The sequence below is a fragment of the Gilliamella sp. wkB108 genome (genome assembly GCF_001690195.1).
GTDB lineage: Bacteria > Pseudomonadota > Gammaproteobacteria > Enterobacterales > Orbaceae > Gilliamella > Gilliamella apicola_L.
On the sequence record NZ_LZGM01000078.1, the window covers coordinates 139,062 to 162,706 of the forward strand.

General features: G+C 34.2%; 22 protein-coding genes. 7 read left to right on the forward strand and 15 right to left on the reverse strand.

The features are described 5' to 3' along the window. Positions 1-159: 159 nt before the first annotated feature. The 8 genes from A9G11_RS08510 to A9G11_RS08545 all read right to left on the reverse strand — a co-directional run bounded on the left by A9G11_RS08510 (position 160) and on the right by A9G11_RS08545 (position 8,942). Positions 160-843 carry a response regulator gene (locus tag A9G11_RS08510; protein WP_065619182.1) on the reverse strand — a complete coding sequence of 228 codons (684 nt, stop codon included), beginning with the start codon at positions 841-843 and terminating at the stop codon, positions 160-162. Continuing rightward, positions 836-2,464 (reverse strand): DcuS/MalK family sensor histidine kinase, encoded by a 1,629-nt coding sequence (gene dcuS / locus A9G11_RS08515; RefSeq protein WP_065619183.1) that lies wholly within the window; start codon positions 2,462-2,464, stop codon positions 836-838. The genes A9G11_RS08510 and dcuS overlap by 8 nt, the downstream gene beginning before the upstream one ends. Positions 2,465-2,572: 108 nt before the next feature. Next, positions 2,573-3,736: an NAD(P)-dependent malic enzyme gene (locus A9G11_RS08520; protein WP_442902983.1), complete on the reverse strand. Its 1,164-nt coding sequence runs from the start codon at positions 3,734-3,736 to the stop codon at positions 2,573-2,575. A gap of 128 nt (positions 3,737-3,864) precedes the next feature. Then, complete coding sequence (locus A9G11_RS08525) at positions 3,865-5,160, reverse strand: 2-hydroxycarboxylate transporter family protein (protein ID WP_081298492.1); 1,296 nt, start codon at positions 5,158-5,160, stop codon at positions 3,865-3,867. Between the two features lie 204 nt (positions 5,161-5,364). After that, on the reverse strand, positions 5,365-6,111 hold the full coding sequence (locus A9G11_RS08530) for a substrate-binding domain-containing protein (protein WP_065619185.1): 747 nt from the start codon (positions 6,109-6,111) through the stop codon (positions 5,365-5,367). Positions 6,112-6,114: 3 nt separating this feature from the next. After that, entirely contained in the window at positions 6,115-6,864 is a 750-nt protein-coding gene (locus tag A9G11_RS08535; protein WP_065619186.1) for a metal ABC transporter ATP-binding protein, read from the reverse strand. 1 nt (position 6,865) lies between these two features. Then, a complete protein-coding gene (locus tag A9G11_RS08540) occupies positions 6,866-7,879 on the reverse strand; it encodes a FecCD family ABC transporter permease (RefSeq protein ID WP_065619187.1) in 1,014 nt (337 codons plus the stop codon). A gap of 10 nt (positions 7,880-7,889) precedes the next feature. Further along, positions 7,890-8,942 carry an ABC transporter substrate-binding protein gene (locus A9G11_RS08545; RefSeq protein ID WP_065619188.1) on the reverse strand — a complete coding sequence of 351 codons (1,053 nt, stop codon included), beginning with the start codon at positions 8,940-8,942 and terminating at the stop codon, positions 7,890-7,892. A gap of 229 nt (positions 8,943-9,171) precedes the next feature. On the opposite strand from A9G11_RS08545, the gene A9G11_RS08550 reads away from it, so the two are divergent. Next, positions 9,172-9,831: an alpha/beta fold hydrolase gene (locus tag A9G11_RS08550; RefSeq protein WP_065619189.1), complete on the forward strand. Its 660-nt coding sequence runs from the start codon at positions 9,172-9,174 to the stop codon at positions 9,829-9,831. Between the two features lie 253 nt (positions 9,832-10,084). Here the strand turns inward: A9G11_RS08550 and A9G11_RS08555 are convergent, their stop codons facing one another. Both A9G11_RS08555 and A9G11_RS08560 read right to left on the reverse strand, forming a co-directional pair. After that, positions 10,085-10,669 (reverse strand): hypothetical protein, encoded by a 585-nt coding sequence (locus tag A9G11_RS08555; RefSeq protein WP_065619190.1) that lies wholly within the window; start codon positions 10,667-10,669, stop codon positions 10,085-10,087. 220 nt (positions 10,670-10,889) lie between these two features. Further along, positions 10,890-11,594: a lipopolysaccharide core heptose(II) kinase RfaY gene (locus tag A9G11_RS08560; RefSeq protein ID WP_065619191.1), complete on the reverse strand. Its 705-nt coding sequence runs from the start codon at positions 11,592-11,594 to the stop codon at positions 10,890-10,892. Between the two features lie 220 nt (positions 11,595-11,814). Between A9G11_RS08560 and A9G11_RS08565 the strand changes: the two genes are divergently transcribed. Continuing rightward, a complete protein-coding gene (locus tag A9G11_RS08565; protein ID WP_065619192.1) occupies positions 11,815-12,108 on the forward strand; it encodes a GIY-YIG nuclease family protein in 294 nt (97 codons plus the stop codon). A 79-nt stretch (positions 12,109-12,187) separates the two neighbouring features. Here A9G11_RS08565 and A9G11_RS08570 read toward each other — a convergent pair whose 3' ends face one another. From A9G11_RS08570 to argD, 3 genes are all read right to left on the reverse strand, one after another. Next, positions 12,188-13,174 carry a serine/threonine protein kinase gene (locus tag A9G11_RS08570; RefSeq protein WP_065619193.1) on the reverse strand — a complete coding sequence of 329 codons (987 nt, stop codon included), beginning with the start codon at positions 13,172-13,174 and terminating at the stop codon, positions 12,188-12,190. A 229-nt stretch (positions 13,175-13,403) separates the two neighbouring features. Further along, positions 13,404-14,015: a ribosome biogenesis GTP-binding protein YihA/YsxC gene (yihA, locus tag A9G11_RS08575; RefSeq protein ID WP_065619194.1), complete on the reverse strand. Its 612-nt coding sequence runs from the start codon at positions 14,013-14,015 to the stop codon at positions 13,404-13,406. Positions 14,016-14,083: 68 nt separating this feature from the next. Then, positions 14,084-15,295 (reverse strand): bifunctional acetylornithine/succinyldiaminopimelate transaminase, encoded by a 1,212-nt coding sequence (gene argD / locus A9G11_RS08580; RefSeq protein WP_065619195.1) that lies wholly within the window; start codon positions 15,293-15,295, stop codon positions 14,084-14,086. A 186-nt stretch (positions 15,296-15,481) separates the two neighbouring features. Between argD and A9G11_RS08585 the strand changes: the two genes are divergently transcribed. The 5 genes from A9G11_RS08585 (at position 15,482) to pflA (ending at position 21,285) form a co-directional block, all read left to right on the forward strand. Continuing rightward, positions 15,482-15,751 (forward strand): oxidative damage protection protein, encoded by a 270-nt coding sequence (locus A9G11_RS08585; RefSeq protein WP_065619196.1) that lies wholly within the window; start codon positions 15,482-15,484, stop codon positions 15,749-15,751. A gap of 8 nt (positions 15,752-15,759) precedes the next feature. Next, positions 15,760-16,824, forward strand: coding sequence for a membrane-bound lytic murein transglycosylase MltC (mltC, locus tag A9G11_RS08590; RefSeq protein ID WP_065619197.1), 1,065 nt, complete (start codon positions 15,760-15,762; stop codon positions 16,822-16,824). A 201-nt stretch (positions 16,825-17,025) separates the two neighbouring features. Beyond that, complete coding sequence (gene focA, locus A9G11_RS08595) at positions 17,026-17,874, forward strand: formate transporter FocA (RefSeq protein WP_218056104.1); 849 nt, start codon at positions 17,026-17,028, stop codon at positions 17,872-17,874. A gap of 68 nt (positions 17,875-17,942) precedes the next feature. Continuing rightward, positions 17,943-20,225, forward strand: coding sequence for a formate C-acetyltransferase (gene pflB / locus A9G11_RS08600; RefSeq protein WP_065619198.1), 2,283 nt, complete (start codon positions 17,943-17,945; stop codon positions 20,223-20,225). 271 nt (positions 20,226-20,496) lie between these two features. Then, positions 20,497-21,285 (forward strand): pyruvate formate lyase 1-activating protein, encoded by a 789-nt coding sequence (pflA, locus tag A9G11_RS08605; RefSeq protein WP_065619238.1) that lies wholly within the window; start codon positions 20,497-20,499, stop codon positions 21,283-21,285. A 57-nt stretch (positions 21,286-21,342) separates the two neighbouring features. Here the strand turns inward: pflA and rarD are convergent, their stop codons facing one another. Together rarD and serS are read right to left on the reverse strand one after the other, a co-directional pair. Continuing rightward, the gene (gene rarD / locus A9G11_RS08610; RefSeq protein WP_065619199.1) at positions 21,343-22,239 is read right to left on the reverse strand and encodes an EamA family transporter RarD; all 897 of its coding nucleotides are present in this window, start codon (positions 22,237-22,239) and stop codon (positions 21,343-21,345) included. Positions 22,240-22,313: 74 nt separating this feature from the next. Continuing rightward, positions 22,314-23,606 carry a serine--tRNA ligase gene (gene serS, locus A9G11_RS08615; RefSeq protein ID WP_065619200.1) on the reverse strand — a complete coding sequence of 431 codons (1,293 nt, stop codon included), beginning with the start codon at positions 23,604-23,606 and terminating at the stop codon, positions 22,314-22,316. Positions 23,607-23,645 lie beyond the last annotated feature (39 nt).

The following is a 23,645-nucleotide window of genomic DNA, read 5'->3' on the forward strand; positions in this document are numbered from 1 at the left end:
AATAATATCTCATTGATAATGATAATCAATACTATTTTAAAATATATTAATATGATTTTGATTAACTATTTATTTTTATTGGGAATTATAATGAAATAACTTGTAGATTATGTTATTAATAAAAATTAATTCTTTAATGCTAATATTTTATGAATAAGATTAATCGTTAGCTTGATTTGGATAAATATAACGCTTTACAGGCCTACCAACTGATAAATAAGTTAAATGGCTTTCAAGCTCTCCGCGCTCTTCTAAATAATCAAGGTATTTTTTTAATGAAATTCGAGACAATGGAATTAATTCAACAATATCACTCATAGAAAAATCACTTTGACACTTACTAATTACATTACGCACGGTTTGTAAAGTTTGTATATCAATACCTTTGGGTAACCCCTTATTATGAATTGCCGGTTTTGCAAAAATACGATCATCTAATTGATCTTGATTTAAGATTTTTGAAGAAGATAATAAGCGTACCCGTTCTTGATAGGTAATTAAAGCGGTTCGTAATCGACTGAAAGTGAAGGGTTTAACAATATAATCAATCACTCCTAAACGAAGTGCGGTTTGAATTTCATTGCTATTACATGCAGCTGTGACCATAATAATATCAATTTTCGGATAACTAATACGAATATGTTTTAACAACTCAAGGCCATTTAATTTAGGCATAAAAATATCAAGTAATATTAAATCAACATGATTATCATGAATAAAATGTAGTGCTTGTTCTCCATTATTTACATTTGCAATTAGATTAAATCCCGACAACATTTGTAAATATTTTTTATTCAACTCAGCTACCATTGGATCATCTTCAACAATCAAAACATCAACCATGTGATTTTTTCTCCCGATAGAGTGCTTTGAGAGGTAATAATACCCTAAAACAAGTTCCTTTTTTATCACTTCGATCACACAATTGAATATGACCGTCAAGTTCATCAATACTGGCTAAAACTAAATATAAACCAATTCCGCGGTTATCTCCTTTGGTAGAGTAACCTTTTTGGAATATGTGTTGCATGTCTTTTTCTGAAATTCCTTCACCATTATCATTAATTTCAATTTGAAAAATAGTATCGCCGACAACTAAATTAACACTGATCCGCTTGTCGTCTAAAAACTGTACAGCATCTAAACCGTTATCAATTAAATTACCAAGGATTGTAATTAAACTATGGGTTACAGAACTATCTGGTATTAATGCTAATACACCGTCAATATTAAAAGATAACGAAACACCTAATTCTCTTGCTCGGCTGAATTTACTATTTAAAAAACCAGCAATAATAGGATCTTTTATAGCTTGACTAACGAGTTTAGATTCAGCCTGTTTATTACCGATAATCTCTTCAAGGTAATCGATTAACTCCTGTTTATTATCATTAAAAGCTAAACCATAAATAACATGTAATTTGTTTTTAAACTCATGAGATTGAGAACGTAGTGCATCAGCATAACGATTAACACCAGTCAAGTTTTCTGCTAATTGTCGAACTTCAGTCATATCTCTAAAAGATGCTATAGCACCAACGAGCGAATCATTTACAAACAAGGGAGTTCGATTAGTTAAAATTACAACACCATTGATATTTTGTTCGCAATCATATTCTGCAATTCCGCTTATCATAACTTCATGTAAGCGAGTATTAGGAATGATATCAGTTATATGACGATTAATAATATTTTCTTTGCTATCTTCGATACGTAGTATTCGCATGGCTTCGTTATTAATTTGTGTAATAAGTCCATTACGATTAACCACAACAATACCTTCTTTCACTGTACTAATAATTGCATCTCGCTCGGCAAATAATTGCGCCATTTCTATCGGTTCAAAGCCATACAACGTTTTCTTAATATTACGAGATAATAAACTAGCCAAAATAATGGCTACCGCTAATGAGGCAAATAGTGATAACCAGATCGGTTGACTGGTTCGTGCTGCCATATGATCTATTTTTTGTAGCGTTTGGCCAACTAGCACTGCACCAATTTGTTGATGTTCATGATTAAAAATAGGTCTAAAAGCACGAACAGAATTCCCAAGTGTTCCTTTAGCGATAGAAGTATAAGATTCGCCTTGTAAAGCTCTTTGTTCATCACCACCAACAATTAATTTACCAATTTTATTTTTATCAGGATGAGAATAACGGATGCCTTGCATATTAAAAACTACAATAAAATCAACTTGTGACAATAGGCGTGCTTGTTCAGTGTCGTTTTGAATAAAATCGAGATTTGCTGGTGTGGGGTTATTCATGTTGTCAATAGTATTGCCAGAGGTTGAAATGATATTAGCAATATTTTCAACGCGTTGGCGGGAAAGTCTTAAATATTCATCATTAACAACATGAATAATATATATATTTTCAGCAATTACCGATAAGATAAATACTAAACAAATTAAACTGATAAGTTTTACTTTTAATGAAAGTCGATTAAAAAAATAATTCATTTTTAATACTTATTTTATAAATCTGAAGACGAATAATATTAACCTATCAACTGCAACCTACTAATAAAATATTTTATTAGTAGGTTATATTATTAACGAAATAACCCGTTAATATTGCGTTGCATTTTTCACACTTTCGGCAACAACTTTAGCGACGTTAGGTTCAAATGCATTTGGTAATATATTATCTACTGCTAGTTTTTCTGCTGGAATAATGCTTGCTAAACCTTTAGCCGCAGCAAGTTGCATTGCTAAAGTAATATTTTTTGCTCTAGCATCTAATGCACCTCTAAAAATTCCCGGAAAGGCCAACACATTATTGATTTGATTTGGATAATCACTGCGCCCTGTACCAACAATATAAGCTCCAGCAGCTTTTGCTTCTTCTGGAAATATTTCAGGCGTTGGATTAGCCATAGCAAAAATAATGGATTTTGCAGCCATCGTTTTAACCCATTCAGCTTTTAATACGCCTGGCGCTGAAACACCTATAAATACATCGGCATTTTTGATGGCGTCTTGTAATGTTCCTCTTTGTTTTTCGCGATTAGTTCGCTTAGCCATTGCCATATGGTGGGAAGGTAATGAATGATCATCCTCAGATAAAATTCCTATTTTATCCACGATTGTTAAATGAGTAACACCGGCGGCAAGTAGCATATCTGCAATAGCTAACCCTGCAGCGCCACCACCATTGATGACTACTTTTACTGATTCAATCTTTTTACCTGCTACTTTTAATGCATTATATAATGCAGCTAAAACGACAATAGCGGTTCCATGTTGATCATCATGGAACACCGGAATATCCAATATTTCTTGTAAACGTTTTTCAATTTCAAAACATCTTGGTGCGCTAATATCTTCGAGGTTGATTCCGCCAAAAGAGGGCGCTAAGGCAGCGATATGTTTGACTAACTCATCAGGATCTTGAGTATTGAGTGAAAGTGGAATGGCATCGACATTAGCGAATTGCTTAAATAAGATGGCTTTACCCTCCATAACAGGGATTGCAGCTTCTGGTCCAATATTACCCAGTCCTAATACAGCAGAACCATCAGTAATAACGGCTACCAAGTTGCGTTTACTGGTATATTCATATACTGATGACGGGTTATTGGCTATTTCTGTGCATACTGCTGCGACACCTGGTGTATAAGCAACACTCAGATCGGCCATTGAATTGACAGGAACTTTTGAATTTATCTCAAATTTACCATGCATTTGTTTGCTAATTGCTAAAGCTTTTTCTTGAACAGTTGTCATAATCATTCCTTTTAGATTACTTTTTAAAAAATACAGGATTAACTTTCTACACGATTACATCTGTATTGGCTCAATAACAAACTTCCAAAATAAATTATTATTGATTAGATTTTTTAAAGTGCTGAATGTTCTCCTCACATATTTAAATAACGTAACAGTGCTGTCGTACAAATGACCATTAATGCACCCCCTAATCTGGTTGCCACTTGAGCAAATGGCATCAGATTCATTCTATTTGCAGTGGATAGTATTGCCACATCACCTGTACCTCCCATACCACTTTGACAAGAAGAGATAATTGATGCTTCAACAGGATACATTTTTAAGAAGAAACTGCATATAAACCCTGTCATTGAAACAGTGAGTACTACGGCAATTATTGTTATAAAGTAAGGAACAGTGAGTACATTGACTACACTACCTAAATCGATATATAACAACCCTAAACCAGCCATTAATGGGAAAGTAAAATTACCCGAAATAAATTTATACCATTGCTGACTTCCTCGTTCCACACTTTCAGGTAAAAGTCGGAAATATTTCACAATGGCTGTTGCAATAATCATCAATACAGGACCTGGGAAATGGATACATTTTTCTAAAATCATACCTAAAATAAAGAGAGTAGCTAAAATCATAACCGCACCACTCATTGCTTTTGCATCAAGAGGTGTTTTATCTTCTTTTAGTGCATCAGCTAAACCATCAAATTCAATTTTTACTAGTTGCCCATGACCACTTAAATGAGGTTTAACTTCACCTATACGACTCATTATGGCGGTAAAGGTAATGGCAAAAAAGTTGCCCACTACAGTAGCAGGAATTAAAGCACTTACGAAAGAATCATAATTTTGATTAAGAATATTGCTATAAGCATTTGATAACTGTAATACTCCTTCACCAATACCGCCAGCCATGACCGGTGAAACAGTATAAAAAAATGCGTGTTGCCAAGTATCACCAAAGGCTACCGCTACGGCGACGCCAACTACTGCAGCTAGACACATACCGAGTAACATTGGTATCATCATACGAATAAAACCTTGAACCAAAATCACACGATGCATACCAAGAATACTACCACACACTAAACTAGCAATATAAAAGAGTAAGAAATTTGATTCTTTCATTAACATCTTTGTTGCTGCTAATGTATTTTCATCAAAGACACCATAATAAACCAATAAAGAAGGTACAATTAATGATAGTATTGCTGGCGCACCAAATTTTTTAAAAAACGGAATATTTTGTCCAATCGTCCCTAAACACCACCCTAAAGGTAAAATGACCGCAAACCCTCCAATTAATGATCTTGGTAGCATATCTAATTGGGCGGCAATAATAACGATAATGGAACAAACAATAAAAATAGGTAGGGGTAAAGATCCGATATAGGTTTTATTTTCTTTCAAATTTTGCATCATGCTCATAAATATACCTCAACATAGTTATATTTCGGTTAATACTATTGGCAGTATAAATAGCAGTAAAAAAAGCAAAAGAATAAGAAAGTTATCTAACTATTTTTGTAATTAATGTAAGTGAACACGAATTTTTACATAAAAAAACATAAAATAAGAGTCTTGTGAACTTACATTATAAACTTGCATATACTCAGTTTTATAAAATAGTTTTTATCTATCTATTTTGATATACCCATTTTTTTGTAAACAATCTTGACCTTGATTGCTTATCAGAAAATCAATAAATAACTTAGCCTGTGGATGAAGATGATTAAGTAATGCGATACTATAATTAATTGCTGGACTATATTCAGTCGGTAATTCAATCATAGCTAATTGTCGGTTTTTCAAAAGTTCCGGTGCATAATTGGCATAACCAATATAAACATCAATGATATCATTCAACAAAAAATATTCAGCAGGATGTATTCCTTTAGGTATAGAAGAAGTAAGAGAGCCTCCTACTAATTGTTTAGCGCGTTTTTTTAACTGTTCACCCATACCATTGTAATGATTTTCGATATTATCAAATAATGCAAATGCATAATCACCAGACGGATCTTTTTTAGGTGTAGACATACCAATTCTAGCATTAGTATTTAACAGTAACGTTAAAGCATCATAATTTGTCCATTTTGGATCATTACGTACAGTTAAACATAATCGGTTATGTGCAAAAATATGGTGAGATACAGCTAGTCCTTTGCTAATCAAATACTGTGGATGAACCGTATTTGCCGAAGCAAATAAGTGGGCAAATGGATGTGCTGTTTCTTGTATGATTTTTTCACACAATAAACCAGCCGGAGCAAATTGCATGCCTATTTCAGAAGCATAAGTCTGGGCAAATAATTTTGCTATTTCAGGAAAGGCTATGCGTAAACTGCCTGCGGCATAAATATTGAGTTTATTCATCATAAGTTATTGCCCCTGATCATAAATAGGAATAATGGTTTGTGCTTTTGTTAAGACTATTTTTTTCATAGTAATATGGTATAACTGGCTTAGATTATTTTCAGTCAATAAAGCATGGGTTGAGCCATATTGATATTGTTTATTATCCAATAATAAAACCTTATTGGCGATGTTCATCGCATGGGCTGGATCGTGAGTAGTAAAAATAATCGTCAAATCCTGCTGTTTAACTAGTGAGGCTAGAATATTTAAGACTTTTTTTTGATTATAGAGATCTAATGCGTTAGTTGGCTCATCTAACAATAATATTTTACATTTAGTGAGCAAAGCACGGGCAATTAAAGCAAGTTGTTTTTGCCCTCCTGAGAGTTGAGAGAAGGGGGAATAGTAATATTTTTCCAATCCCAATTGAGTTAAATTATCTCGTACTAACTCTGTTGTTTTTTTATCGGGTTGACCAAATAATCCCCATTGTTTAACACTTCCCATAACCACAATTTCCCATAATGCATAATCAATATTGCAGGTAAAATTTTGTGGCACAAAACAGCATGGATAACGGCAATCAAATTTTCCAGATAGTGGTTGGTTAATACCCATTAAAGTATGTAATAGGGTCGTTTTGCCTCGACCATTAACACCTAATATTGCAACGATATCATTTTTATTTACCACGATATTAAGCGGTGAGGTTAATGGATGGTTAATTTGATAACCACAAACTAAATCATGTGTAGTTAAAATGGTCAGTGACATATTAAGATCTCGGTAAAATTTGTTGTCGTAATAGTAGAACGAAACAGGGCGCGCCAATTAAGGCAGTAATGATGCCCAGTGGTATTTCAGAAGTACTAATTATGCGTGCAATATCATCAATTATTATCATAAATCCACCACCTAACCAAAATGCAATAGGTAGTAAACGTTGATGATTACCTCCAACTAATAATCGAGCCGCATGAGGAATAATTAAACCTACCCAACCAATACAACCACTAACTGCAACCTGAATAGAAATAATTAAAGTACAAAGTACCAATATTAACCAACGAGAAAATAAGACTGATATTCCTAAGCTTTTTACTTCATTATCACCTAAAGATAATAGATTAATTCGCCAACTCAATCGAATTAATAGATAACTGGCAATAATGGTGGGTATTGCTAATATTATTAATTTATGCCAATTAGCAGTAGCAAAGCTACCGAGTAACCAAAAGACAATACTCGGTAATTTTTCTTCAGTGTCGGCTAAGTATTGCATTAAACTCACTAAGGCGCTAAAAAATCCACTTAATACTAATCCAACTAAAACTAGTATTAAGATATTGTTCTGTTTTAGACTATGAATAAGAATAAAAATTAATAATAATGTTGATATTCCGAATAAAAAAGCTAAAACGATCAATCCAAAGGTTGAGTAGTCTAGTAAAATAGCTAATGTACCACCAAAAGCTGCACTTGATGTTACGCCGATGACGTGAGGATCAACTAAAGGATTATAAAATAATCCTTGTAGCACAGCGCCACAAAGTGCTAATCCTGAACCAGCTAAAAAAGCTAATAATATTCTTGGTATTCTTACCTGCCAAATAATTTGCTGTTGAAAAGTAAACAAATGATCTTGGCTCTCTATGAAAGGGGAGTAAAGTACTTTAAAAATTTGGTTAATTGAGATTGAATAGTGTCCTAAAAACAGTGAGAACAGGGCTAATCCAATAGTGATCACAATTAGCCCAATAAGAATACGTTGATGTGATAATAAAGTCATATCAAATCTATTATAATCCTTGATAATGAGTTCGATAAAAACGCAAATAGTAATTATCAGCTTGTGTTTGCATATCAATGTCTGTAAATAATTCTGGGTATAATTTTTTCGCCATCCATAACTCTCCTATAGCTAAAGCTTCAGGCATTGGATATCCCCACGCTTTTGCATATTCAGGCATCAGATAAATACGTTTTTGTTTAACTGCATCAATATTTTGCCATAAACTATCAGTTAAAATACTCTCGACGACTTGTGGATATCGATTTTGTACAAAAATAACTTGAGGATCCCATTGCATTACATTTTCAATAGTGACTTGTTTGAAGCCTTGAATTGTTGCCGTTGCTACATTGATAGCACCAGCATGTTCCATCATTAAACCGGTATATTTCCCTGATCCATAAGTAGTTAAATCTGGATTGGCCATATATACACGAATGCGTTTTTCTAACGGGATGTTTTTTAGGCGGTCAGTGACGATCTGTCTATTTTTAAAAGCATAATCAATTAATGCAGTTGCGTCATTTTTGGCGTTTAATACTTCGCCAATTAATAAAATGCCTTCTTTTAATCCTTCATTATAAGTGGTTTCTTCATCAACCATGGTAGGATTGATTTTATTCGCTTCGGAGGCTAAATCTTTACGCAAAGAAATAGCAATTACTGGTATATTAAGCTTTTCGATCTGTTCAATAACTTCTTTAGGTGCATAATTTGCAACAAATACTACTTGTGGTTTAAGTGCGATCAAACTTTCAATATTTACTGAGGTTAAATCACCGGGCGTCGGCATTGTTGCTAAATTGGGGGCTAACCTGACATAGTCTTTGCCTAAAAGTTTTTGCCACGATGAGAGTACACCAACGATAGTATCTTGTCGATTGAGTTGTACTATTAGATTCAATGTTTGATGTTGTAATACCACTACTCTTTCGACTTTATCAGGAATTTCAACGGTACGATTAAGTTGATCAGTTACCTGCTTGGCTTCACAAGTAAACGTTAAACATAATGTGAAAAACAACCCTAATTTCACTAGATAATTTCTGTATTTTTTCATCGTTCATCCTAAAAAACATATTATGCGTTAATTAATAATGGAACTATTTATAATGGCATACGCTATATAATTTTAAATATAACGAAATTTTAGTTTAATAACAAATAATATTAGGAGAAAAAGAGCAATAACCAAAATATAGGATTTTTGACACAGAGATGTTTATGACAAAGCTAGTAATATTGTTATACTATTTTGTATATGAAAATTAGGGTTACTCAGGAATAATATGATTTATGTAAACGGCGTTAATCTTTACTATCAAAAAACGGGTCATGGAGAGGCACTCATTTTATTACATGGTAATGGTGAGGATCATCAGATTTTTTCACCATTAATTACAAAACTAAAATCGAATTTCACTGTTTATGCGGTCGATAGTCGTAATCATGGGCAAAGTGAAAAAACGGCGGTTTATGACTATAACGTTATGGCTGACGACATTGAAGCATTGATTAAAGGACTACAACTTAAATCCGTTAATCTGATTGGTTTTAGTGATGGAGCGATTATTGCATTATTGCTAGCGTTACGTTGTCAAGCGATGATAAAAAAAATGGCATTATTAGGCGTTAATTTAAAACCATCAGATTTTACTCAAGAGAGTTACCAATATTTACAACAACATTATGCTCAAACAGGTGATCCCCTATTTAAAATGATGTTAGAGCAACCCAATATTGAGCTAAATTGGTTAACTAAAATTACGGTACCAACTCTAATTGTTGCTGCTGAAAATGATATTTATCATCCTGAGTTATTTACTCAAATTGCTGATACTCTACCCGATTCACAATTGAAAATTATTCCAAATCATGATCATGGTAGCTACATCATCAATAATGATATGTTATATCCAGATTTGATGAGATTTTTGCAAAAAAATTAAAGTGAATGAGTAAAACGTAATATCGATTTTTAGGTTGAATATGTTGATTGTAATAAAATTAATATAAAGATCTGACAATCCAATATTAATTGGAAGGTTTATTATCATAAAAAGGGAGCTGAATTCATTATCTTTTTATAGCTAGATAACTAGCCATTGAAATAATGGCTAGCTAAGTTTTTTATTAAAAATATACTGAAACGTATAGCTAACCTGAAACTTCTTTACAAGCTATACTCTTTATTACTTATTGTTAGCGTAACAAACAAGCTTGAATTTTATCTACTTCTTTATTTAGTGTATCAATAACCAAATTTGGATGCGCACTTTCTAGTGTTTTTACATTCTCAAAACCATCATTGACCACTGAACCGGTATATTGTTGTGCTTGTTTAATGTTACTAAATAGATAACGAATATTATCTTGATTACGTGTTGCAGTTAAGGTGTAACTAACAAAATATTTTGAATAATTTTGATAATCAGTTACTGCATTAGCAACCACATTATTACCTTCTACCAATTTAATCGTTTCACCACCATTAACAGTTATCGCTTGTTGATTAGGCATAGTATAATAAGACCACCAACGCGAACCAAAATAGTTTTCACTAGTGAGTACAACAGGACTATTATCAAGCTCTTGAGCGATACATAGCGATAACGAGGAATGAAGGGCTTTAATCGAACGAGATGTGCTATATTTATTCAAAATGTCCACACCTGACGAATTCTGCACAATCTCTACACCTTCAGTCTGATAAATTGACACCATTTTTTGAGATACACAACCTGTAAGCACTGTAAATGCTACAAAAAGCCCGATTAACTTTCTCATGCCACATCCTTTTTTGGTTGAATTAATTAATTTTATCTTTTTATGCAATGATTTACCAGTAGAAGAAAGGGTTAACTAAAAATTTAATTGATTTAGATAACGCATTAGTTTTTTATTTGCAATGACAGATAACTTGAAATCAATAATGGCGATATTAAAAATTGATATCATGCAAAAATATTTAAGTGAGGAGAGGTTTCCTCACCTTGGATAGCTAATTTTAATCTTCTTTACCACGTATTTTACGTGATAATCGTTTAAAACCATGGGCAAATTCTTTAAATGCCATAGCTAAAAAAGGAACTTTAATTTTGATATTGAAGCGATCGCGCAGTTCGATTGCATCATTAGCTTTGGTGAGCCAAATAAAACCGGAATTAGTCAAATCAATTGCTTTTATTTTCCCTTCAGGCGTTAAAATGAAATTTCCTCCGTGAATATCATTAGAGACTAAATTGTAACTATGTAGGGTTTCAATACAGTGTTTAATCTGATCACCGTATTGTTTCATTTCATCCCAGGTCAAAGAGCGACCTTCAATAAAATTAAAAATCATATAGTGACGTTTAGTTTTTTGATCAAAAGCAACTAAATAAAGCTCATAGGCAATATCACATTTATCCAGTGATATTTTGGCTAGTTTATGAATCAAATTAAAATAAAAATCACCTGTAATTTTGGCAATAATTCGGCGTTCCAGACGATGCTCTACACCACCGTCAATTTTAAAAATAAACTTCTTTTGATTGTGATTAATTAAATAAGTATATCTCTCAATTCTGTCACTAGGATCAAGTAACTCACCATGTCCTTCTTCAGCTATAAATTGGTCAAAAAGGGCAAGATAATCTATTTCATCATTTTGGACATAAGCAAATTTTATATCCCCACGTTGCGTTTCAATAATTTTCGCAAAATTATTCAAAATACTTAACCTCGAAATACATCAAAAAAATTGATCTATCTTAAACATTATCTATCTTAAAGTAAACGAAACACAACTATTTACCAGATGAATTTGCTGTTGACCGATTAACTTTAATTTAGGAACTAAGTTAATAAGGGATGATATAAATTAACGATGTCGGCAATAAGCATAAACCATGCTATTATTCAGCTATCTTTAGTCTGTTTATCACTTATTTATGTCCGATAATGTATCAATATGGTTTGTTTATATTATTCGAACCGCTAAACAATCCCTTTATACAGGCATTACCACAGATGTAGCTCGACGCTTACGTCAGCATCAAAATAATAAAGGCGCTAAACATTTAAAAGGACATAAAGATCTGTCAGTTGTTTATCAAATTAAGGTCGGTGACCGTTCCACCGCACTTAAACTTGAATACAAAATCAAGCAGCTATCGAAAAAGAAAAAAGAAGCACTGATCATGCAAAGCCCTACTTTACCAATTTTATTGGAATTATTGAATTAATTGTACAATAACCTTTTAAAGGTTTTTTTAATATATCACTATTATCTGTTTAACTAACCATTATTTGGATAGATCTATTTTATATGCCTGACATTAATCTTAATGGTGGAGATTTAATTGCCAAAATTTGTTGCTTAAATATGGTTAATTGTTGATACCAAAAATCCATTTCAGTTAACCAAGGAAATGCAATTGGAAAGGCTGGATCTTGCCAACGTTCAACGATCCATGCCAAATGATGAACCATTCTCATCGCTCTTAATGGTTCAATGAGTTTGAGTTGATTTGTATCAAAATCATGAAATTCTTGATAGAGTTCAATTATCATATCTAACTGTACTTGTTGTTCTTGACGTTCACCATATAAAAGCATCCATAGATCCGCAATTGCCGGGCCATTGCGTGCATCATCAAAATCGACAATCATTGCACCGTCTCGCCATAGAATATTACCTGCATGGCAATCACCATGTAAACGAATAGCTTGCCAGTCATTGTGCCAATATTTCTGCACAGTTTTAATCAATTGAGCTAAAAGAGTTTGCAGATCGAATTGGATTTTTTTAGGAATCAAAGAACATTGCAACAAAATTTCTTGTGGTTGATAAAGATATTCCTCAAGACCAATTGTTGGGCGATATATAAATCGTTGTTCAGATCCGATTTGATGAATACGTCCAAGCAACATCGCAACAGATTCTATTTGTTCTATATTATCTACTTCAAATTGCCTGCCACCAACACTAGGAAAAAGTGCAAACAGATAGCCTTGATATTCATGAAGCGTAGTGTTATTGAAGGTTAATGGCGCAATAACCGGTATCTCGGCTTCTAATAATTGTGCTGTAAATTGATGCTCTTCAAGGATCTGTTCTCTACTCCAACGATAAGGGCGGTAAAATTTAACTACATAACGTTGACGCTCTTCATCATGAAATTGATAGACACGATTTTCATAACTATTTAATGCCGTCAAACCTGAATCTATACGAATATCAATCGAAGCTAAACTCTCTACAATAAGATCAGGGGATAATGTGTGAAATGAAAAAGCTGAGCTATTCATGAGATGTCTACCTTAAGTATTCTAGTTATACACTGGTTATTTATAAATACAGATTATTTATGATACTCGCTATAAAATAGAAAAAAAGCCAGCGAGTGATGATATTGATCAATTTCATCACGGGCAATTTGTATTTAATCGTTTATCTACTTTTCCTTTATGAAGATATCATTTTGATCAAAGTAAATATCAATTTCACCATAGATAACAATAGTAAATATATAAAAAATTATTGAAGATTAAACCATTCATTTAATTTCTGTTGCAAAGGTTCAAGACCAATGCGCTTTGGTGAAGAAAAAGGGGTGACGGTAATATCACCTTGAAAAGGCAAAATTGCCTCTTTTACCATATTGACTTGTTTTTTTTGTGCGCCAGAAGCGAGTTTATCTGCCTTAGTCAATAATAGCATTACTGGGATATCGACAGAAACGGCCCATTCAATCATTTGCTGGTCTAAATCTTTCAATGGATGTCTGATATCCATTAATACAATTAATCCTTTAAGGCTTTCACGCTTTTGTAAATATTCACCAAGTGATTTTTGCCATTTGCGTTTTATGGCTTCCGGAACTTGTGCGTAACCATACCCCGGTAAATCCACTAAACGACAATTTTCTTCGACTTCAAAAAGATTAATTAATTGTGTTCGTCCAGGTGTTTTGCTGGTTCTGGCTAAACTTTTTTGATTAGTGAGTGTATTAAGCGCACTAGATTTACCAGCATTAGAACGACCCGCAAAGGCGATTTCAACCCCCGTATCCGATGGGAGATGCGAAATATCAGGTGCGCTCAAAATAAAATGAGTTTTAGCATAATTCAATGGGCGAATATCAGTCATAAATAAGGATCCTTTAAGTACAACAACAGCACTTAATCAATTAAAATGCCGTTACTGTATAGAAAAACCTAAGAATTGACAACTTTTTCGACCGCTTTTGCAAATCGTGACATTCCTTCTTTTATCTCATTTTCCTCGATAATGAGCGACGGAGTGAATCGTAGTACATTTGGGCCAGCATTTAAAATCATGACTTTAAAATCCGTAGCAATATTTAAAAAGTCTCGTGCTTTATTATGAAATTGTGGTTGTAATTCTGCACCAAGCAATAATCCCTTACCACGGTATTCACGAAAAACCTTGAATTTATCATTGATATTTTCAAGTTGCTCAATAAAAATTGCACGACGTTTTTGTACTCCTTCAAGTACCTCAGCAGTATTAATAATATCAAAAGCGGCGCAACCCACGGCGCAAGCAAGCGGGTTTCCACCATAAGTAGTCCCATGCACACCCGGATGCATAACTGATGCTATTTTCTCGGTAGTTAACATTGCGCTAATAGGGAATCCTCCACCTAGTGCTTTTGCCGAAGTTAATATGTCCGGAATGACATTGTATTGTTGATAGGTATATAAACTGCCTGTACGTCCCATACCACATTGTACTTCATCAAAAATGAGTAGAGCATTATGTTCATCACAAAGCGCACGGACACCTTGTAAAAATTCTGGTGTTGCTGAGGCTAATCCACCTTCACCTTGTACAGGTTCAAGGACAACGGCACATGTATGATCATCCATCACCGCTTTAACCGCATCAAGATCATTAAATGGTACATGGATAATATCGGCAGGTTTTGGACCAAAACCATCAGAATATTTAGCTTGTCCTCCTACAGAAACTGTAAAAAAAGTTCGTCCATGAAAGGCCTGATAAAAGGCGATAATTTTGGTTTTATATGGACTATATTTTTCAATGGTATAATGACGAGCCAGTTTGAATGCCGCTTCATTAGCTTCAGCTCCTGAGTTGGCAAAAAAGATACGATCGGCAAAGGTATTATCAATGAGTTTTTGAGCAAGCTGTAATGCAGGTTCATTTGTAAAAACATTGCTGACATGCCATAATTTTTCACTCTGCTCTTGTAATGCTTGGACTAATTTAGGATGACAATGACCAAGTGCATTTACTGCAATTCCTCCGGCAAAATCGATATACTCTTCACCATTTTGATCCCAAACACGACTACCTTTACCTTTAACGGGAATAAATTGCGCTGGTGCATAAATAGGTAATATAACTTTATCAAACAGTTCTCGCGTAATTAGTGATTTCATTTGGTGATCCTCAAAAAATAATTTACTCCTATTCTAAGCCAATTATTTTTTGAGTAAAGTAAATAATTATGCAATTTTTTTGAATTAATATTCATTGTTAAATATTAAATAATTTTCTTCTTTTCTGGAATTATTTTCATGTATAATCGGCAATTAATCTTTAATTGTATCCAAAAAGAGATAAATATGAGTCGTGTTATTTATTGCCATTATTTAAAAAAAGAGGCTGAAGGACTGGATTTTCAGCTTTATCCCGGCGATCTGGGTAAACGTATCTTTAATGAGATTTCCAAACCAGCATGGCAAGAGTGGCTTAAAAAACAGACCATGCTAATTAATGAAAATAAACTCAATATGATGAATCCAGAACATCGAAAAAGAATTGAAACCGAAATGGTTAAATTTTTATTTGAAGGTGGTGATGTTGTTATTGATGGGTATAATCCTCAAAATTGAGATATAAAATGAAGAATAATAAAAAAATTATAACATTATTTATTTCTGTGAGCATTTTAACCGGCTGTTTCAATAAATATTCAGATAATGATGATTATTATGTTAAAGACACCAATGCATTTAATATTTTGATAAGTCAGTATGCAAACAATATTGAGCAAATTTGGGGATCAAAAGAAGTCCTTATTGCCGGCCCTAAAGATTATGTTCAGTATGAAGATAATTTACGAACGAGAGTACATATTAACTTCGTATCAGGGATAATCACGATTGAAACATTATCAAGCACACCTGAAATCAATTTGAAAGAGGCGATTGTTTCAACGTTATTAATGCCAGAACCTGTTGATATTATTCGTCATGATAAAGCCAGTGAAAATTTATCAGAAGAGCCTTTTTTATACAAACAAGTTCTTGACCAAGAAAGACAACCTATCCGTTGGAGTGGTAGGGCAAACAGTTTTGCTGATTATCTGCTTGCTAATAACGTTAGAACGCGTACATCCGGCTCTCACAATATTACGTATGTAGAAATTAAACTTGTTCCAAATCATATTAATCAACGCGCCCGAAAATTCTTACCTTTAATTACTGAAGCGTCAAATAAATATTTAATTGATGAAAGATTAATTTTAGCGATTATCGAAGTCGAATCAGCATTTAACCCTTATGCGGTCAGTCGTTCTGATGCACTTGGCTTGATGCAGGTTCAACAACACACCGCAGGACATGATATTTTTAAACTTAGAGGCAAATCAGGAGAACCAAGTAGGAAATATTTGCTTGATCCTCGTAATAATGTAGATATGGGTACTGCTTACTTATCATTACTTAAAACAAAATATTTAGCCGGTATTAATAATCCAATCTCTTTGCGTTATGCCATGATTACTTCCTATAATGGTGGGGCGGGAAGTGTTCTGCGAACATTCTCTAGTGATCGTAATAAGGCCATTGAAATAATAAATTCGATGACACCACAACAAGTATATCGAAAATTAGTGACCTCTCATGTGTCACAAGAATCAAGAAATTATTTAATAAAAGTTAGTAAGGTATTAGACAATAAGTAACATCTTGAAAAGATTTGCATAAGTTATAACTCCTAACTCGATAAAGGGGGGAGGAGTGATAGCCATTATAACGGTATTTTATTAACTTAAAAGTAATGGCTTTTTGAGTTTTAAAAGTTTTTAATAAAAAAAAGATGATCTGCGTTAAATTTTGAGTATACTATGCGTCTCATAAAACCTAGTTTTTTTGAGGACGTTAGTTTGAGTACCGATAAAATTGTGGATTCATTTTCTCCCGCACAAATGACCCAAATCGCTGAAGAACTCGGCAATTACAAATTAAATAAGCACCCAAGTAGTACAATCCTATCCGCCATAATTGCAGGTGTTTTCATCTCAATTGCTTTTGTATTTTATATAACCGTCACAACAGGCACAGCAACAGTTGCTTTTGGTTTAGCTAAATTAGTTGGTGGTATCTGCTTTTCATTGGGATTAATGCTTGTTGTTTGTTGTGGTTCAGATCTATTTACTTCAACCGTGTTAACTATATTACCTAAAATGACGCACAAAGCCGGTTGGCTGAAAATGATTCGTAACTGGATTTTAGTGTATATTGGTAACTTTATTGGTGCTATACTATTTGTTGCAGTTATTTGGTTTTCTGGTCAGTACATGGTCGCAAATGGATTATGGGGATTGAATGTACTACAAACAGCCGATCACAAATTACATCATACATTTATTGAAGCCGTTTTCCTTGGTTTACTTGCCAATTTAATGGTTTGCTTAGCGGCTTGGATGAGTTATGCCGGACGTAGTTTATTGGATAAAATGTTAATTATGGTATTACCTGTAGCAATGTTTGTTGCTAGCGGTTTTGAACATAGCATTGCCAATATGTTTATGATCCCAATGGGTATTGTGATTAATAATTTCGCTTCTCCAGAATTTTGGCTTTCAGTGGGTATGTCACCAGATGCGTTTCCTGCTTTAACTGTAGAGCATTTTGTATTTAATAACTTAATTCCAGTAACAATCGGTAATATTTTAGGTGGTCTAGCTGTTGCACTGCCTTATTGGGCTTTATATCTACGTAAGCCCCATTGATTTTATAATATTTACCCTTATTTAAGTAATGGTAGATATATATTTTTGAAAACCTGAGGTAAAAAACTATGAGTAATTTAAACGAAGTACAAGCAGCTGCTTGGAAAGGCTTTAAAGAAGGTGATTGGCAAAATGGTGTCAATGTCCGCGATTTCATTCAAAAAAACTATACACCGTATGAGGGTGATGAGTCTTTCCTAGCTGGTGCAACTGAAGCTACAACCAAGTTATGGGAAAAAGTCATGGAAGGCATTAAAATTGAAAATGCTACCCATGCTCCTGTAGATTTTGATACCAGTGTTATCTCAACTATTACTGCTCATGATGCCGGTTATATTGAAAAAGATTTAGAAAAAATCGTTGGTTTGCAAACAGAAAAACCATTAAAACGTGCTATTATCCCGTTTGGTGGTATCAAAATGATCGAGAATTCATGCAAAGCATATAATAGAACTCTTGATCCATTAGTTAAAAAAATCTTTACTGAATATCGTAAAACTCATAACCAAGGCGTTTTTGATATTTATACTCCAGATATCCTCCGTTGTCGTAAATCAGGTGTTATTACTGGTCTTCCTGACGCATACGGTCGTGGTCGTATCATTGGTGATTACCGTCGTGTAGCACTTTATGGTATTGATTACTTAATGCAAGACAAATTTGCTCAATTTAATTCATTACAAGCAGATTTCGAAAATGGTGTAGATTTAGCAATGACTATGCAACGTCGTGAAGAAATTGCTGAACAGCATCGTGCGCTTGGTCAAATTAAAGAAATGGCTGCTAAATATGGTTATGATATTTCTGCACCAGCTAAAACTGCTCAAGAAGCTGTTCAATGGACTTATTTTGGTTATTTAGCTGCGGTTAAATCACAAAATGGTGCTGCAATGTCATTAGGTCGTACTTCGACTTTCTTTGATATCTACTTCCAACGTGACCTAGCTGCTGGTTTAATCACTGAAAAAGATGCACAAGAAATTGTTGACCACTTTGTAATGAAATTACGTATGGTTCGTTTCTTACGTACTCCTGAATATGATGAATTATTCTCTGGCGACCCAATTTGGGCAACTGAATCTATCGCAGGTATGGGTGTTGATGGTCGTACATTAGTTACTAAAACTTCATTCCGTTTCTTAAATACACTTTATACCATGGGTCCATCACCTGAACCTAACATGACTATTCTTTGGTCTGAACAACTACCAAGTGGATTCAAAGAATTTGCTTCTAAAGTGTCAATTGATACATCATCTTTACAATATGAAAATGATGATTTAATGCGTCCAGATTTTAACAACGATGACTATGCTATCGCATGTTGTGTAAGTCCAATGATCGTTGGTAAACAAATGCAATTCTTTGGTGCGCGTGCCAACCTTGCTAAAACTCTTCTATACGCAATCAATGGTGGTGTGGACGAAAAATTAAAAATGCAAGTTGGACCTAAAGAAGCGCCAATTACTGACGAATATTTAGATTTTGATACTGTGTTTGCTCGTCTTGACCATTTTATGGATTGGTTAGCAAAACAATATGTTACTGCATTAAATGCAATCCATTATATGCATGACAAATATAGTTATGAAGCATCATTAATGGCTCTACATGACCGTGATATTATTCGTACTATGGCATGTGGTATTGCTGGTCTTTCTGTTGCTGCTGACTCACTATCTGCAATTAAATATGCAAAAGTGAAAACAATTCGTGACGAAGATGGCTTAGCTATTGACTTCGCAATTGAAGGCGAATATCCACAATTTGGTAATAATGATCCTCGTGTAGATGATATTGCTGTTGATTTAGTTGAACGTTTCATGAAGAAAATTCAAAAACTTAAAACTTATCGTAATGCAATTCCTACTCAATCAGTATTAACCATTACTTCAAACGTTGTATATGGTAAGAAAACTGGTAATACTCCTGACGGTCGTCGTGCAGGCGCACCATTCGGACCAGGTGCTAACCCAATGCACGGACGTGACCAAAAAGGTGCGGTTGCTTCATTAACTTCTGTTGCTAAATTACCATTTGCTTATGCTAAAGACGGTATTTCTTATACTTTCTCTATCGTACCAAATGCATTAGGTAAAGATGATAGTGTTCGTAAACGTAACTTAGCTGGTTTAATGGATGGTTACTTCCACCACGAAGCAACTATTGAAGGTGGTCAACACTTAAATGTTAACGTATTAAATCGTGAAACATTATTAGATGCGATGGATCACCCTGAAAAATATCCACAATTAACTATTCGTGTTTCTGGATATGCAGTACGTTTCAATTCATTAACTAAAGAACAACAAAAAGACGTAATTACACGTACTTTCACACAATCTATGTAACTTTAGTTAATAGTAAAAATATAAAATAGCGTCCTTAAGGGGCGCTATTTTTTTAGGTAATTATTTAAATTAATGTCAGCATTGATTTAGACATAATTTATAATGATATAAACCTAATATTGTGGATATTTATTCTGTATAATTAAGTTAAAATAAAGATTATTTCTTATTAAAGCAATTGGTGTAAGCTAAATATCATCTGAGTTAAAATACTACTAAAAATAGTGTGAGTAATTATTAGAGAAGATATATGGAACAACAGAATATTATTATGACTACAGCTCAAACGAATGCTAATGCTACAGTCTCAGAGCAACCGATAAAAGGGCGGATTCATTCTTTTGAATCTTTTGGTACTGTTGATGGTCCTGGGATCCGCTTTATTGTTTTTTTTCAAGGTTGTTTGATGCGTTGTTTATATTGTCATAATCGAGATACTTGGGATTTAAAAGCAGGCCGTGAAGTTACTGTTGATGAGCTTATGCAAGAAATCGTTTCTTATAAAAGTTTTATAATGCCAAATGGAGGCGGTGTAACAGCTTCCGGAGGAGAGGCCACATTACAGGCCGAATTTGTCACAGAGTGGTTCAAAGCATGCCATAAGGAAGGAATTAATACTTGCTTGGATACCAATGGTTATGCAAGACAACTCGATCATACCATGGAAGAGTTAATGAGTGTTACAGATCTGGTGATGTTAGATCTGAAACAAATCAATGACGAAATTCATCGAAAACTTGTTGGAGTGCCTAATAAACGTGTTCTTGAGTTTGCCAAATATCTACAGAAGATCAATAAAAGAACATGGATTCGTTATGTCGTTGTACCGGGTTGGACAGATGATGATAATTCAGCTCATTTGCTCGGTCAATTTATGCAAGGGATGAATAATATCGAAAGAGTTGAACTTTTGCCTTACCATAAATTAGGTGCCTACAAGTGGGAAACCTTAGGTGATAAATATATGTTAGAAGGTGTTGAAGCGCCGCCAAGAGAGACTTTAGATAGAATACAGTCTATTTTAGAAAGTTACGGTCAGTCAGTCACATTTAGTAAATAAGTTAACAGATATTCGCTACAAAAGGCACACGAGTGGTGCCTTTTGTATGTGTGATGATTATCGGATTCTTTTACGTTTTATAGCGCGTAACATAAAAATCCCTCCCTCTAGAGCCAGTACACATACTGCAAGCCAAATAAGCCCGTATGAGATGATATGCTGGGCAGAAACCGATTCATGTAAGAATATGACCGAAACAAAGGTAAGTAGTACGGGTTCGACATAACCCAATAATCCAAATAATCCCATTGGTAGTAATCGTCTTGCAACAAAATACATGGCAAAAGCAATGGCGGTAATAATGCCTAACATAGGGATATAAATATGGAAATGCCTAATATCACTCATTACCTTACTAAGATCATAACTAAATATGCAATAGATGAGACAACCCAGAAAAATAAAAAAGAAGTCTGAAAAAGTACCCGCGATGCCTTCAATTTGCAATTTTCGACGGATCATAAAATAGATAGGGTAACCTAGTGCAATAACAGCCGTTTCCCATGAAAATGCACCTGTGATATAGATTTCTACACTAACACCTAATATGGCAAGCACTACAGCTATTTTTTGCAAAAAACTCAACTTCTCTTTATAAAATAGTTGACCAAAAATCACCATGGATAGTGGTAGGAGAAAATAACCCAGCGAAGCTGATAAACCGTGACCGTTTAATGGCGCCCAAATAAAAATTATCATCTGAATAGTGAGTAACAATGATGAGCATAATAGACCTAATAAAAATAAAGGCTGTTGTTTAATTCTGGTAAAAAGTAAACCGATAGCAGACCACTCTTTTTCAATAACAATAAGCACGATGATGGCAGGGAAGGAGGTTAACAATCGCCAGCAAAAAATATCTACCACAGACAAGGGTCGTAATAAAACAGGATAGTAATAGAGCAAGCCAAAAAGACATGATGCTAATATCGAAAGTACCACACCTTTGATCATCTGTTTCACCTTTTAACTAATAAAAAAATAGCGCTAATAAATAGCGCTATAGCAAGATAATATGTTTTTTAATCTTAACCAATAAATTCAACACCGTTCATATAAGGGACTAAAACGGACGGCACTTTAATCCTTCCATCGGCTTGTTGGTAATTTTCCATAATGGCAACCAGAGTACGACCAACCGCTAAACCAGAACCATTTAATGTATGTACTAGGTAAGTTTTATTATCAGCCTTACTACGATAACGAGCTTGCATACGACGAGCTTGGAAATCCCACATATTAGAACAAGATGAAATTTCTCGATAAGTATTTTGTGCAGGAACCCAAACTTCGAGATCATAGGTTTTGCATGAACCAAAGCCCATATCGCCGGTACAAAGTACAATTTTACGGTAAGGTAATTCAAGTAATTGTAAGACTTTTTCTGCGTGTGCAGTTAACTCTTCTAATGCCTTCATTGACTCTTCTGGTTTAACAATTTGCACTAATTCTACTTTGTCAAATTGGTGCATACGAATTAAACCACGCGTATCTTTACCGTAAGAGCCCGCTTCAGAACGGAAACATGGTGTATGGGCAGTCATTTTAAGAGGTAATACACTTTCATCAAGAATTTCGTCGCGTACTAGATTTGTTACGGGTACTTCTGCAGTTGGAATCAATGCATAGTTACTGGTCTCTGCTTCTTCAGCTAAGGGTTTTGTATGGAAGAGATCACCAGCAAATTTTGGTAATTGTCCTGTACCAAAAAGCGTGGCATTGTTAACTAAATAGGGTACATAGATTTCTGCGTAACCATGTTGTTCGGTATGTAAATCCAACATGAATTGAGTGATAGCACGATGTAAACGAGCGATTTGATTTTTCATTACTACAAATCTAGCACCAGTCAATTTCACACCAGCCGCAAAATCTAATCCACCAAAACGTTCACCTAATGCCACATGATCTTGCACAGGGAAGTCAAATGTTCTTGGTGTTCCAAAACGAGATACTTCAACATTCCCTTTTTCGTCTTCACCATCAGGTACAGAATCATCCGGGATATTGGGAATAGCTGATGTGATATCTTTAATTTGATTTAATAGAATATCTAGCTCTGCTTTTGCGCTATCTAGTTTTTTGCCAAGTTTATTGACTTCTTCACGAACGACCGTAATATCCTCACCACGCGATTTTGCTTCACCAATGGCTTTAGAACGAGCATTACGTTCAGCTTGTAAATTTTCTGTTTCAACTTGTAATACTTTACGTTTTTCTTCCAGTTGACCAATAGTGTCAACATCTAATTTGAATCCACGACGAGCTAATTTCTTAGCAACAAGATCCAGTTCATTTCGAAGTAAATTAGGGTCTAACATAAAAAAGTCCATTAATCATCAATTGAGTGAATATCTATC

Bases quoted from the DNA above. Each gene is read 5' to 3' on its own strand.
- A9G11_RS08510 (WP_065619182.1), bottom strand. From the start codon at position 843: ATGGTTGATGTTTTGATTGTTGAAGATGATCCAATGGTAGCTGAGTTG.
- dcuS (WP_065619183.1), bottom strand. From the start codon at position 2,464: ATGAATTATTTTTTTAATCGACTTTCATTAAAAGTAAAACTTATCAGT.
- A9G11_RS08520 (WP_442902983.1), bottom strand. From the start codon at position 3,736: ATGATTATGACAACTGTTCAAGAAAAAGCTTTAGCAATTAGCAAACAA.
- A9G11_RS08525 (WP_081298492.1), bottom strand. From the start codon at position 5,160: ATGAGCATGATGCAAAATTTGAAAGAAAATAAAACCTATATCGGATCT.
- A9G11_RS08530 (WP_065619185.1), bottom strand. From the start codon at position 6,111: ATGATGAATAAACTCAATATTTATGCCGCAGGCAGTTTACGCATAGCC.
- A9G11_RS08535 (WP_065619186.1), bottom strand. From the start codon at position 6,864: ATGTCACTGACCATTTTAACTACACATGATTTAGTTTGTGGTTATCAA.
- A9G11_RS08540 (WP_065619187.1), bottom strand. From the start codon at position 7,879: ATGACTTTATTATCACATCAACGTATTCTTATTGGGCTAATTGTGATC.
- A9G11_RS08545 (WP_065619188.1), bottom strand. From the start codon at position 8,942: ATGAAAAAATACAGAAATTATCTAGTGAAATTAGGGTTGTTTTTCACA.
- A9G11_RS08550 (WP_065619189.1), top strand. From the start codon at position 9,172: ATGATTTATGTAAACGGCGTTAATCTTTACTATCAAAAAACGGGTCAT.
- A9G11_RS08555 (WP_065619190.1), bottom strand. From the start codon at position 10,669: ATGAGAAAGTTAATCGGGCTTTTTGTAGCATTTACAGTGCTTACAGGT.
- A9G11_RS08565 (WP_065619192.1), top strand. From the start codon at position 11,815: ATGTCCGATAATGTATCAATATGGTTTGTTTATATTATTCGAACCGCT.
- A9G11_RS08570 (WP_065619193.1), bottom strand. From the start codon at position 13,174: ATGAATAGCTCAGCTTTTTCATTTCACACATTATCCCCTGATCTTATT.
- yihA (WP_065619194.1), bottom strand. From the start codon at position 14,015: ATGACTGATATTCGCCCATTGAATTATGCTAAAACTCATTTTATTTTG.
- argD (WP_065619195.1), bottom strand. From the start codon at position 15,295: ATGAAATCACTAATTACGCGAGAACTGTTTGATAAAGTTATATTACCT.
- A9G11_RS08585 (WP_065619196.1), top strand. From the start codon at position 15,482: ATGAGTCGTGTTATTTATTGCCATTATTTAAAAAAAGAGGCTGAAGGA.
- mltC (WP_065619197.1), top strand. From the start codon at position 15,760: ATGAAGAATAATAAAAAAATTATAACATTATTTATTTCTGTGAGCATT.
- pflB (WP_065619198.1), top strand. From the start codon at position 17,943: ATGAGTAATTTAAACGAAGTACAAGCAGCTGCTTGGAAAGGCTTTAAA.
- pflA (WP_065619238.1), top strand. From the start codon at position 20,497: ATGACTACAGCTCAAACGAATGCTAATGCTACAGTCTCAGAGCAACCG.
- rarD (WP_065619199.1), bottom strand. From the start codon at position 22,239: ATGATCAAAGGTGTGGTACTTTCGATATTAGCATCATGTCTTTTTGGC.
- serS (WP_065619200.1), bottom strand. From the start codon at position 23,606: ATGTTAGACCCTAATTTACTTCGAAATGAACTGGATCTTGTTGCTAAG.